Raw genomic sequence first — 12441 nt, 5'->3', positions numbered from 1 at the left:
GGGCAGCGACGTTCATGGCGGAGATCCTGTTCTATCATCTGACGGAATCGCTGCGCGACGCGGCCCTGCCGCCGCTTGTCGAAAAAAGCCTGGAGCGCGGCTGGCGGGTCGCGATACAGGCAACGAGCGAGGCGGAGCGCGACCGGCTGGACGAGGTGCTGTGGACCTTCCGCGCCGACAGTTTCATCCCCCACGGACGGGATGACGAGCCGGATACGGAGCGCCAGCCCGTGCTCCTGACGATCGCGGAAACCAATCCCGGCAAGGCCGATATCCGCTTCTTCATCGAGGGCGCGCCGGTCTCGGGCGTCGAGGACTATCAGCGCGTCGTAGTGATGTTCGATGGTCACGATGTCGACGAACTGACCGCGGCGCGTGCGGAGTGGAAGCGGCTGAGGCAAAGTGAGCATAGCCTCACCTACTGGCAGCAGGGCGAGGGCGGTCGCTGGCAGAAAAAGGCGTGAGGGCCGCTTCCTTCGTTGCGGCGGGCGTCAGCTCGCCTCCACCGCCTCAGGCTTCGCGATCAGGCTCTCATCCTCGTTTTCCTTCAGGAATTCAGCAAAATAGCGCTTCAGCTTCGGGATCTTGATGAGCTCGTCGAATGAGTATTTATGCGCGTCGCGCACCAGCGTGGACGGATTGAAATAGGCCTCGGCGTTTTCCGGCGTCAGCACGAAGGGCGGCTTGCCCTCGCGGCCGAGAATATAGCTCATGATCAGCGCGCCGGTGCGATGATTGCCTTCGATATAAAGCTGGGGGCGGCTGAGCACGCGGACATAGACGCCGGCCGCGCGCTTGCGTACCGGTTTGCCTCTGTGGCGCTCGTACCAGTCCACGAGCCCGCCGATGTCGCCCAGTTCACGGTCATAGAAATGGGCTTCGGTGCGCTCGATGTGATTGCGGAACTCCGCGCGCCGCTCCCTTTCGGAACCGCAAAGCACGAGATGGTTGAGTTCCAGCAGGTGGTGAAACTGCCCGATCCTCAGGATATCCGTGTTGTCGCGCAGCAACTGGTCGACATAGCTGTAGCCCTCCATCATGTGCTCGACGATACTGTCGGACATGCCGTCGCGCTGCATCGTCAGGCGCGCATTGATAAGGGCGAACTGCCGCTGGGTCTCGCGCAGCCTTTCTTCGATCTTTTCAAGGTCGAGTACGTGTTTGAACATCTTGGTTTCCGCTCAACCCTAGATTGGGTTCGAGTTTGACAGCGTAGCGAAGCGTGTGTTGAAATCAACGGCTTCGTTGCGGATATCAAAAGGGCGGCTTCCCGAAAGAGCCGCCCGAAATGCGTCGATTGCGACCTTGTCGTGGATCAGCTGAACTCGCCGGAGAGATATTCCTTGGTCAGCTGCTGCTTCGGGTTTTCGAAGATCTGCTTGGTCGCGCCGACCTCGACCAGGAAGCCGGTGCGGCCGCCCTGCGACATGTCGACCGAGAAGAAGGCGGTCTTGTCGGCAACGCGGATCGCCTGCTGCATGTTGTGGGTCACGATCGCGACCGTGTAGTCGTTCTTGAGCTCCAGCATCAGTTCTTCGATCTGGCGCGTGGCGATCGGGTCCAGCGCGGAGCAGGGCTCGTCCATCAAAAGCACGGTCGGCTCGGTGGCGATCGCGCGGGCGATGCACAGGCGCTGCTGCTGGCCGCCCGAAAGCGACAACCCGTTCTGCTTCAGCTTGTCCTTGACCTCGTTCCAGAGAGCCGCGCGGCGCAGCGCCTTTTCGACGCGACCGTTGATATCGCCCTTGAAGCCGTTGAGGCGCAGGCCGAATGCAACGTTTTCGAAAATGCTCATCGAGAACGGGTTGGGCTGCTGGAATACCATGCCGATATGGCGGCGCACGACGACCGGATCGACATTCTTGCCGTAGACATCCTGCCCGAGGAAGTGGACGTGACCTTCAAGGCTGAAGGAGGGGATCAGGTCGTTCATGCGGTTCAGCGAGCGCAACACTGTCGATTTGCCGCAGCCCGACGGGCCGATGAAGCCGGTGATCTTGCCCTTTTCGATGTCGACATCGGAATCGCGCACGGCGAGGAAATCGCCGTAGAAAATCTTCTCGATCCGCGCGCCGATCGCGACTTCGGGGCTGACATCGGCGGTTTGGGCGGTATTCATTTCCAGTGTGGCGGACATAGTTTTAAGACCTTTTTCCTAAACGCGGCGCGTGCCGAAGGAGCGGCTGAGGATGTTGAAGACAAGCACGATGAGCACAAGCACAAGCGATGCGGTCCATGCGAGTTCAATCTGGTTTTCATAAGGCATTGCCGAGAAATTGTAGATCAAGATCGACAATGACGCTGTGGGCTCCGTGAAGCTTCCGATCCAATAATTCGAAAACAGCGCTGTAAACAGCAGCGGGGCCGATTCTCCGGACGCGCCCGCAACCGCCAGCATGACACCGGTCATAACACCGGGAAGCGCCGTCGGCAAAACAATTCTGGTGGCGACCTGTGTGGCATTACAGCCCATGCCATAGGCCGCGTCCTTCATGCGCTGCGGCACCATCCGGAAGGCCTGCTCGGAGGTCAACAGGATGGTCGGCAGCATCAGGATCGCCAGCGAAAGCCCGCCGGCGACCGCCGAATAGGTCTTCATGACGATGACGAGCCAAGCGTAGACGAAAACCCCGGAGAGGATCGACGGAAACCCGGTCAGCACCTTCCCCACGAACCGGACGGTCGCCGAGAAGCGGCTGTTCGGGTTGATCAGGCCGGTATAGACGCCGCCGAGAACGCCGATCGGAATCGAGATCACCGATGCAATCGCAACCATGACAAGCGTGCCGACGATCGCGTTGCCGATGCCGCCGCCCTGTTCGAAGGGAGCCGGCGGCAGTTCGGTGAGGATGGACATGCTGATGCGCGCGCCGCCGCGGCTGATCAGCATGTAGAGCACCGAGATCAGCGGGATCGCCGCGATGCCGGCAAGGATCCAGAGGATAAGGGTCTGGATGAAGTTCATCATCGTGCGCCGTTCGGCGAAGGAGAAGCTCAGATTGGGATCGCCGAGGGCAATCACCTCGGGATTCATCGTTGTCTGATCGGTCGTCGTGGTCATGTTCGGTTTCCCAATGGCCTTACGTTACAGTCTGGCGCGAGGTGTAGCTCATGATGATCGTGCCGATGATGTTGACGGCCATGGTGATCACCAGCAGGGCGACGGCGGCATACATCAGCGGGCCGATCTGGTTGGCGCCGGCTTCGGGGAAGGTGGAGGCCAGGAGCGATGCCAGGGTCGTCGCCGGCGAAAACAGCGAGAGCGAAACTTGCTGCGAGTTGCCGATCAGCATGGCGAGCGCCATGGTCTCGCCGAGCGCGCGGCCGAAACCGAGAACGAGCGAGGCGAAAATGCCGCCGGAGGCCGTGGGGATGATGACCTTGCGGATCGCTTCCCACTTGGTGGTGCCCATGCCGTAGGCCGCTTCCTGGATCTTCATAGGGATCGCCTTGAAGGCGTCCTGGGAGATCGCCGCGACGGTCGGCAGGATCATGATCGACAGCACGATCATGGCCGGGAACATGCCGGGGCCGGCCAGATTGGTGGAAAAGAAAGGAATGAAGGGCAGGGTGTCGTGCAGCCAGCTCGCCATCGGGCGGATCGCCGGGATCAGCACATAGATGCCCCAGAGGCCGAAAACGACCGAGGGGATCGCGGCCAGCATTTCGACGATGAGGCGGAACACCCATGCCAGACGGGCATTGAGGAAGCCCTGCGTCAGAAAGATCGCGACCGCTATGCCGAGGCCGCCGCCGAAGATCAATGCCAGAAACGAGGAATAGAGCGTACCCCAGATCTCAGCCAGAATGCCGAACTCGTTGGTATTGGGGTTCCATTCCACGGTCGTCAGGAAGCTCAGGCCGTATTGGCGCATGGCAGGTGCTGCCTGCCCGCCGATCTTCCAGAAAATATAGGCCAGCAGGACAACGATCAGGAGACCGGCGAAGAATGTCAGGAAGCGGAAGGATTTGTCGTAACCGTACTCGAAAGCGGTCGGCGGGCGCGACACGCTGCCATTGCTTGGCGGGACGGGTTTCGATGTTTTGGCCATCAAGGCGCTCCTGCTAGCGGCGATCTGGAGGTGGCCGCGATCTGACGGATAACGAGCATCAAGGTTTTAAGCTGTGCTGAAATTTGACAAAGCCGGGGCGCAACACGTTACGCCCCGGCGAACAATCGAAAAGTGCCGAAATCAGCCGCCGATTTCTTCGAGCGACTTCTTGTTGATTTCGATGATGTTTTCCGGCAGCGGGATGTAGCCCAGCTTGTCGGCCATGGTCTGGCCGGTGGTCAGGCCGTAATTGACCATTTCCTTCAGAGCCGCAACCGTGTCGGCGTCCTGGCCGGACTTGTAGAACAGCATCCAGGTGAAGGTGGCGATCGGGTAGGCCTGCTCGCCCTTCGGGTCGGTGATGAAAGCAACGTTGTTTGCGTCGAGCTCGGCCGAAGCGAGAGCGGCGGAACCAGCTTCCGGACCAGCCTTCACGAAGTTGCCGGCCTGGTTTTCCAGCATGGCGTAAGGCGTGTTGGTCTGCTGGGCGTAACCATATTCGATGTAGCCGATCGCGCCGGGGGTCTGCTTGACCGTGGCGGTGATGCCCTGGTTGCCCGGAGCGGCAACGAAGTTCGAAGCCTTCGGCCACGGAACGGTCTTGCCACCGCCAACAGTGCTGTTGAACTCTTCGGAGATGGCAGCAAGGTGGTTGGTGAAGTTGAAGTTGGTGCCCGACGAGTCAGAGCGAACGACAACGGTGATGTTTTCGTCGGGGAGTTCGACGCCTTCATTGGCGGCGGCGATCGCTTCGTCGTTCCACTTGGTGATTTCGCCGAGGAAGATCTTCGGATAGACGTCGCGCGGCAGCTTCAGTTCGGAAACGCCGTCGAGATTGTAAGCGAGAACGACTTCACCGGCCGTCATCGGCAGCAGAACGACGCCGCCGTCGATCTTGGCGATTTCTTCGTCGTTCATGGCGGCGTCGGAGGCTGCGAAGTCGACAACGCGGTTGGTGAAGTCTTCGATACCGCCACCGGAACCCTTGGCCTGGTAGTTGACTTCAATGCCGGTCTTCTGGCCAAAATCCTTAAACCAGGCCGAATAGAGCGGGAAGGGGAAGGAGGCGCCCGAGCCGGTCAGCGACGTGTCGGCGGCGTGAGCGAAAGTGCCGGAGACGGCCATGGCGACGGCAACGGCAGCAACCTTAGCGCCCTTGGAAAAATTTCCGATTTTCATCAGATAGCCCTTTTGAGGTTTGGTTGAAAACGGGAGTGCTATAACAACGAAAGTCATGTAAGCATATATTGTTGTAAAAATTTCATAATTCCCGAAATTTACCGGTGCGTTGTTATTTAATATTCAAATAACTGTCATAAAACTGTCATAAAAGGTCGATTTTCGAGTTTGTTCTGCGGTCGGCTTCCTCTGGACTGCGCTTGGCGCCTGGAGACATGCCGGGCTTGGGCAAAGCCCGGCAAGGCCGCAGCGGCCCCACGCGCGGTCAATCAGTTCGCCGTCGCTTTAGTTATGACGGTTTCACACGCAACATCATCTGTCGAAACTGTGGGTTGATCATCGGTTGAGTGTGTAGCAGGATTACCTTCGCTATCGGCGCTGCGCAGGATCGGTACGCTGCCCTGCAAATATCCCCTAAATTCAATCATTTGATTAAATTCTCGGCGCGCATGCCGTTGATTGCCACCAGGGATGGTTTTGGGCTTTTGCTGCACAACCCTGTGATTGCAATCTGTTGCAGCTTCGCTACTCCCAGCCTCTTTCCCCTCTTTAAATGTTAGCGACTGCTATCGAACTTGCTTGTATTTCTGTTCGCTTAATGTCATCTCGCTAAATCAGGAATCAGCTTATTAGCTTTAGTGGGGGACTACATGACATTGTTTGAAGCGAAGGTGCGCGGCGGGCGCATGACGAAGGTCGCGGGTAACGCAGCGAGCTACGCTCCGCGCGCAACCGCATCGGTGCTCGCGCTCAGCATGCTCGCACTGTCGTCCGGAGCCGCCTATTTCGGTACGGGCGTTTCCTCGGCATTTGCGGCGAACGAGTGCGGGGTGGCGAGTGGTCCCAACGCGGTGATCAATTGTACCGACAACGAACCATACGGCATCACCTATAATAACCTGCAGGGTGCGACCGTTACTCTTGATTCTCCTAGCATGAGAATCGGCAATGGCTTCTTGAATACAAGAGGGGTTAGGCTCACTTCGAGCGGCGGTAATGCACTGACCCTCAACGCCGACAGCTACGACAGGATTTACTGGCCGGTTGTGCTTCAAGGCGATGGTGCGGTAGCCGCAAACTTTTCCGGCGGCGAGGTGCGGGGTGGGGTCCTCGCGACAGCCAATATTGTCGTCACGCTTGCGGCAGGTGGCACGGCCGATCATATCGGCACGGTCAACCTCGACGGCACGACGGTAAGCATCGGCTCGGCCCTGACGTCCGGGACCAGCGCCGTGATCGTGAACGGCAATGCCGATGGCTCTGAGATGGCGGCGACGATCACCGGTGGTTCATCCATCAGCATCGGTGGCAACAATGCCTTTGGCGTGCGCCTGACGGGCAGCGGCGTCGGCAATACCGGCTCTGTCGTGGTCGATGGCGCAAGTCAGATCAGTGCATCCAACAGCGTTAACATCGACATCAGCGATCCGGGTCTTCACAAGGCAACCGCGATCAGCGTCGAAACATCCGGTGCCTCCAGCTCTGGTTATGTGTCCCTTTCGGGCGATGCCGATGTCAGCGCATCGGCCACCAATGCCCTTACACTGGCCGTTGCCACCGGCATTTCCAACACTGCCGGCGACGGCGGCGTCGAAACCATTGTCGACAACGCATCGCTTTCGTCGACCGCGACTTCGCTCCTGACTTCAAACGCTATCGGCATTGACAACCAGAGCACCGGTGGCATGGCAAAGGCCACGGTCAAGGGTGGCGGATCAATCTGGGCCGATGCTGACAGCCTTGTTACCATCGGCAGCGGAATTCAGTCCTGGGCGACTGCGATCCGTAACGTCTCGGATTCCCAGGCTGCGATTGTTTACGTAGGCGAAAGCGCAACGCTTGAAGCCGAAGCCGATAACCTTCTCGGCAACGCGACTGCCTCGGGTATTATCAACGAGGGTGGTCTTGCCGGAATTGTTATTCTGGAAGACGGTACGATTACCGCAACAGGAAGCGCCACCGGCCGCACCGAAGCAACGGGCATCGCCAACACCGCTGCTGATGGGGTTGCCGGCGTCGGCGGCAGTGCCAGCACGCTGACGGTTGTCGCGACCAGCTCTCTGGGAGAGGCAGTGGCCATCTCGGTCGATAACGTTGCCGTTCTGGGCGATGCCGAAGTCGCTTTCGAGGATGGCAGCCAGGTCAACGCTCTCGCCGATGGCTTGACCAATGCGCAGGCCGTTGCCCTCAATAACGACTCGCAACAAGGCAATGCCTCCGTACGCGTGGATAGCGCAAGCGCCTTGCATGCCGAGGCAATTGGCGGCGTAGAGGCGAGTGCCTCCGGTGTTATCAACAGCGCCGGACTTGAGGCGATCGTGATTCTGGATGAAGGTACGGTCACGGCGACGGGAAGTGCGGCGGGCCGCACTGCGGCCACGGCGGTAATCAACACGGCTGCTGATGGTTTCGCCGGCGTCGGCGGCTCCGCCAGCACGCTGACAGCCTCTGCCACCAGCACCGCTGGTCAGGCACTGGCCACCGCCGCCGACAATGTGTCCGTTATGGGTGATGCCGAGGTCATCTTCCAAGATGCCACTGCGGTCAGCGCCACTGCCAATGGCTCGAGCAATGCCCAGGCCTTTGCCATCACCAACGAGTCGCAGCAGGGCGAAGCTGCTGTGCGCGTGGACACCGCCAGCACGGTGGACGCCGACGCCACCAGCACCAACAGCTACGCCGTGGCTACCGCAATCGAGAACCGGGCCGAGACCGAGGCGCGTATTCGTATTCGCGGCGGCAGCACGATCACGGCCACGGCGACGGGCGCGGCGAGCGCCGGTCTTGGCGGGTTTGCCGCCAAGTCGACCGGGCTGCTCAACGCCTCGACGGCGGGCGATGCCTCCACCGTCATCGACGATATGTCGGGCGTTTCGGCCGAGGCCTACAGCACCACGGACAACACCAGCGCTCTTGCGGTCAACACCTTCACGTCGCTTGGAGAGGCGCGCACCGTTCTCGACAACGGATCGAAGGCTGATGCCCTGGCCCAAAGCCAGCTTGATGCCACGGCCCTCGCGGTACGCAATTTTTCCTACGATGGCGGCAGCCGGGTCGAACTTGACAATGGCAGCAGCATCAGCGCCAGCGCGGACAGCGTTGCCGGCAGTGCCTCGGCGACCGGGATCATGGCCGTCGGGGTTGGTGGCGACGCCATCGTTCGTCTGCTGGGCGCGAGCGATGTTTCCGTCGACGTCAGCGGCAGCGATGTCTACGCCTATGGCGTGATGAACACCCTGAGCGGGGCCGGCATGGCCGGTGTCGCCATCGATGCGGGCAGCGTGGTCGATGTCGGCACGTTCGACCAGGCGGGAACGACCGCATACGTGACCGGCGTCAGCAACAGCGCCAAGGACCCGCTTGGCATGGCCTACGCTGCGATCAAGGGTCTGGTTTCCGGTACGGCGGATGCGCTCGGCGTTGCCGAAGTCTTTGGCGTCGTCAACGCTGCCTCGGGCGGCGAGGCCGTGATCGAACTCTCGGAATCGGCGGAAGTGATCGCGGAAGGCACGAGCGCGAATGACATCGCCACGGCCGTCGCGGTGGACAACACCAATTCCGCCGGTCTGGCGAAGGGCGTTGTGGCGGGAGCGGGCAGGGTCACTGCCTTTGCCGAAGGCGCGCTCGATACCGATGCGACCGGTTTCAACAACGCTTCAGCCAACGGTAATGCCGCGCTTTACCTTGCCGAAACGGGCAGCGTCAGCGCGACCGGGATCAGCGATACGGCTTCGACCGAGGTCAAGGCGCTCAACAACCTTGCCAATGACGGCGACGCCTATGTCGAACTGCTCGATGCCAGCCTTGCTTCGGCCGAGGCCGACGGCCAAACCGCCACGGCGCGCGCCGTGGCCAACGAAGTGCATGGCGCCGGCGAGGCCTTCCTGAACCTTTCGGCGGGCAGCACGCTGCTTGCCAAGGCGACGGCAAGCGATGATGCAAGGGCGGCGGGTGCGACCAACTTTGCCAACGAAGCCGGCGGAATGGCCACGGCCATGGTGGGTGGCCTGATCGCGGTCGGAGCTGACGGCGACGACGAAGTTGAGGCGGGCGGCGTCTGGAACAGCTCCCGCTTTGGCGATGCCAGAATGGGCGTTCTCGGAACGAGCGACATTAAGGTTGATGTCGTCGGTGCTCTCGCTGGCTCGGCCACCGGGCTGCGCAACGTGACGGGTGAGGGCAAGGCCCGGCTCGTCGTTGACGCGGGCGCTTCGATCGGCGTGTCCGCTATCGGAGCAAACTATGCAGAAGCGACCGGCGCGGAAAACATCGCCGCAGGCGACGGCAGCGCCCGTTCCAGCCTGGCCGGCATGGTCTCGACATCGGCGAGCAGTGCCAGCGGTGATGCCGAAGCAATAGGCCTGTATACCGAAACGGATGGTCCTGGCAACGCTGAGGCGGGCGTGGCGTCGACGGCTTCGATTACCGCGACTTCGACGGCAACCAATGGAGTTGCAAGTTCCATCGGCGTTGCCAGCCAGGTCTTTGGCTCCGGCGATGCCTATGCATCGTCCGAATCTGGTTCCTCTATCGAGACTAGCGCGACCGGCAGTTTCGGCACTCTGGCCATCGGCATCGGCGCGCTTGGGGTAAATGGCAACGCGACCGTCGTGACCGGGGGCGATATCGCGCTCGATGCAAGCTCTGCCGGTGATATCTTCGCGGCCGGGGCCATCGCACAGGTCAACAATGGCGGCATGGCCAGCCTGACGATGACCGGCGGGTCGATTACCGCTTCGGCTTCCGGCGCGGCTGCCGGGCTCGGTACCTTCACGCTCGGGACGGGCGCAACCTACGCCATCAACGTGCTTGGCGGTTCCGTTTCTGCCGATATCGGCATCAAAACCGACTCCGAAGCCGGGCAGACCGGCACGGTGATGATCGGCTCCGATGCCGCGATCACGGCTGCCGGCGGCCATGACGGCATGGCGCTTGTCGATCTCGACGGCGCGGTCACCGTGACCTCGACCGGCACGGTCGTCGGCACGGCATGGCTTGGCGCGGGCGATGACACCTTCAATCTGGCCGGCGGTTCCTGGACTGGCGATATCCAGGGCGAAGACGGCAATGATGCCTTCAACTGGACCGGCGGCGCGCTCAACAGCGGTTTCTACGGCGGCGCTGGAAACGACACCGCCTATCTCGGCGGCGGCGCGATCTACGACGGCACCGAGGTGTTTGATGGCGGCGATGGCGTCGATGCGCTGACCTTCGACGGCGTTTCGGCGACGACGGCGGGTTCGCTCATCGCCAACTGGGAAACCTTCAGCCTCGACAACACCATGCTGACGCTGACGGGCGGGGCGATCACCGTCGGTTCGACTTCGGACGCGTCGCAGGGGATCTACCTCAACGGTTCGACGCTTCAGGTCAACCAGAGCACCGTCTTCAACGGCAACATGTTCCTGAACGCCGGCTCGACGCTTTCGTCGGTTGATGGGGCAACGGGTGATGCCATGACGGTGACGGGTAACCTCACCGGCGGCGGTACGCTCGCGATCGATGTCGATCTGGCCAATGCGGTGGGCGACACGCTCACGGTCAACGGCGCCTATCTCGGCGGCGTGACCACGCTTTCGCTGAATGAGCTTTCGACGGGTTACGCCTCGGGCAAGTCGATCGAAATCATCACGCTTGACGGCGGCGAGCAGGGCGCCTTCGTTCTGCCGGGCTACAATGTCTCGGGTGCCTATGCCTACGCTCTGAGCGAGGTCGGCAATCAGTACTTCCTGACGGGCGATTTCTCCAACGCCACGCCGGTCTACGAGGTTCTGCCCGAGCTGATGCTTACGCTGAATCGCCCCGACTCGCTGCAGGATCGCGTCGGCGAGCGCTACTGGAACCTCGGTGATGTTTCCGATCCGGGCTATGTCTGGGCCGATTTCACCGGCGGCCGCGAGCATTATGACGGTAGCGAAGGCACGTTGAACGCCTCCTACAATGCCGATATCTACCGGCTTCGCATGGGCGTTGATGGCCAATTCGGCGAAACCGAGAGCGGCTTTGCGGTCGGCGGCCTGGTGTTCCAGTATGCCAACGCCACGGCTGACGTCAGCTCCCGTGTTGGCGGCGGCGATGTCGTCAGCCAGCTGTTTGGCCTCGGGGCGACGATGACCTGGTATGGCAATAACGGCTTCTACGTCGATGGTCAGGCGTTCGGCAATGTCATCAACAATGACCTCACGATCGCAGGAACGTCGACGCTCAACATGCAGCAGTCCTATGGCTACTCGCTGTCGGCTGAGACGGGTTACCGCTTCGACGTGGCGCCGGGCTGGGCGATGACCCCGCAGGCGCAGCTCACCTGGGGCTCGGTCAACTTCGATGACTTCACCGGCGTCTACAATGAAGACGTATCGCTGGTGAATGGCGACAGCCTCGCGGCGCGCATGGGTCTGCAGACCGATTACCGCACCAGCTGGACCACCGCGACGGGTGAAGCTCGCAGCGCTTCGCTCCACGGTATTGCCAACGTCTATTACGACTTCACCAACGATCCGAGCGAAGTCTGGGTCTCTGGCGTCAACATGTCGACCGACGATGGCGACTGGACCGGCGAGATCGGTATTGGCGGCAGCTATACCTGGCTCAACGGCAAGCTCGGCATCAATGGCGACGTGACGGCATCGACCGGGCTGGAGAACTTCGGCGACAGCTACGGCCTCACCGGCAAGGTCCGCTTCCAGATGCAGTGGTAAGCGGCTGACCTTTTCCAAAACAGAACCCCCGGGACCTTGCAGTTCCGGGGGTTTTTCGTTTGGCTCGTCCAAAAACGATTTGAGCCGGCTCAGTTGTCGTCCATGCAGCCGAACATGTCGAAGCCCATAATGCCGTTGTCGCACTCGGGCGGACCTGGCTTGCAGGACAGCGTCGGACAGGCATTGGTGTCCTTGGTCGGGACCACGCGCTGGACCGCATGGCCCAGTTCCGCGAAGCAGACGGCGGGGCTGTCGACATAGCGGTCATAGAGGATGCGGCCATTGCCGTTTGGCGAGGGATAGCGCAGGATTGCCGCGCCCTGCTGGCGCAGGATAGACTGAACCTGATTGCAGGTCATGTCCTGAATGTCGTATCGATTTATCGGTTCCTGCGCGCCCGCTATCCCGACTGAGGCCAGAAGCATACCGGCCGCGATGAAAGTTTTCATGAACTCCAAACCCGCAAGGGCCTCCCTGATTGTCTTGATAACCCGCATCTAGAGGAATTGTTT

The 12441-nt window shown here is 61.0% G+C and carries 8 protein-coding genes; 2 read left to right on the top strand and 6 right to left on the bottom strand.

Annotated elements, in window-relative coordinates; all coding sequences use genetic code 11:
* The first annotated feature begins 14 nt into the window (after window positions 1–14).
* Window positions 15–464 carry a DNA polymerase III subunit chi gene (locus tag Mame_RS15335; protein ID WP_018065992.1) on the top strand — a complete coding sequence of 150 codons (450 nt, stop codon included), beginning with the start codon at window positions 15–17 and terminating at the stop codon, window positions 462–464.
* Between the two features lie 27 nt (window positions 465–491).
* Here Mame_RS15335 and Mame_RS15330 read toward each other — a convergent pair whose 3' ends face one another.
* The 5 genes from Mame_RS15330 to pstS all read right to left on the bottom strand — a co-directional run bounded on the left by Mame_RS15330 (window position 492) and on the right by pstS (window position 5231).
* The gene (locus tag Mame_RS15330) at window positions 492–1169 is read right to left on the bottom strand and encodes a hypothetical protein (protein WP_018065993.1); all 678 of its coding nucleotides are present in this window, start codon (window positions 1167–1169) and stop codon (window positions 492–494) included.
* A 146-nt stretch (window positions 1170–1315) separates the two neighbouring features.
* Entirely contained in the window at window positions 1316–2137 is an 822-nt protein-coding gene (gene pstB, locus Mame_RS15325; protein WP_018065994.1) for a phosphate ABC transporter ATP-binding protein PstB, read from the bottom strand.
* Between the two features lie 18 nt (window positions 2138–2155).
* Complete coding sequence (gene pstA / locus Mame_RS15320; protein ID WP_018065995.1) at window positions 2156–3061, bottom strand: phosphate ABC transporter permease PstA; 906 nt, start codon at window positions 3059–3061, stop codon at window positions 2156–2158.
* A gap of 19 nt (window positions 3062–3080) precedes the next feature.
* Window positions 3081–4052, bottom strand: a complete 972-nt coding sequence (gene pstC, locus Mame_RS15315; RefSeq protein ID WP_018065996.1) for a phosphate ABC transporter permease subunit PstC — start codon at window positions 4050–4052, stop codon at window positions 3081–3083.
* A 141-nt stretch (window positions 4053–4193) separates the two neighbouring features.
* On the bottom strand, window positions 4194–5231 hold the full coding sequence (pstS, locus tag Mame_RS15310; RefSeq protein ID WP_018065997.1) for a phosphate ABC transporter substrate-binding protein PstS: 1038 nt from the start codon (window positions 5229–5231) through the stop codon (window positions 4194–4196).
* A gap of 650 nt (window positions 5232–5881) precedes the next feature.
* Here pstS and Mame_RS15305 point away from each other — a divergent pair.
* The gene (locus Mame_RS15305; protein ID WP_018065998.1) at window positions 5882–11929 is read left to right on the top strand and encodes an autotransporter outer membrane beta-barrel domain-containing protein; all 6048 of its coding nucleotides are present in this window, start codon (window positions 5882–5884) and stop codon (window positions 11927–11929) included.
* Between the two features lie 89 nt (window positions 11930–12018).
* On the opposite strand, the gene Mame_RS15300 is transcribed toward Mame_RS15305, so the two are convergent.
* A complete protein-coding gene (locus Mame_RS15300; protein WP_026173676.1) occupies window positions 12019–12378 on the bottom strand; it encodes a hypothetical protein in 360 nt (119 codons plus the stop codon).
* Window positions 12379–12441 lie beyond the last annotated feature (63 nt).

It is taken from the genome of Martelella mediterranea DSM 17316 (genome assembly GCF_002043005.1).
Taxonomy (GTDB): Bacteria; Pseudomonadota; Alphaproteobacteria; order Rhizobiales; family Rhizobiaceae; genus Martelella; species Martelella mediterranea.
The sequence above is the reverse complement of the archived record's forward strand: the minus strand, read 5'-3'. Positions and strand labels throughout refer to the sequence as shown.

Coding starts and splice junctions, on each gene's coding strand:
- Mame_RS15335 (WP_018065992.1), top strand. CDS start 15: ATGGCGGAGATCCTGTTCTATCATCTGACGGAATCGCTGCGCGACGCG.
- Mame_RS15330 (WP_018065993.1), bottom strand. CDS start 1,169: ATGTTCAAACACGTACTCGACCTTGAAAAGATCGAAGAAAGGCTGCGC.
- pstB (WP_018065994.1), bottom strand. CDS start 2,137: ATGTCCGCCACACTGGAAATGAATACCGCCCAAACCGCCGATGTCAGC.
- pstA (WP_018065995.1), bottom strand. CDS start 3,061: ATGACCACGACGACCGATCAGACAACGATGAATCCCGAGGTGATTGCC.
- pstC (WP_018065996.1), bottom strand. CDS start 4,052: ATGGCCAAAACATCGAAACCCGTCCCGCCAAGCAATGGCAGCGTGTCG.
- pstS (WP_018065997.1), bottom strand. CDS start 5,231: ATGAAAATCGGAAATTTTTCCAAGGGCGCTAAGGTTGCTGCCGTTGCC.
- Mame_RS15305 (WP_018065998.1), top strand. CDS start 5,882: ATGACATTGTTTGAAGCGAAGGTGCGCGGCGGGCGCATGACGAAGGTC.
- Mame_RS15300 (WP_026173676.1), bottom strand. CDS start 12,378: ATGAAAACTTTCATCGCGGCCGGTATGCTTCTGGCCTCAGTCGGGATA.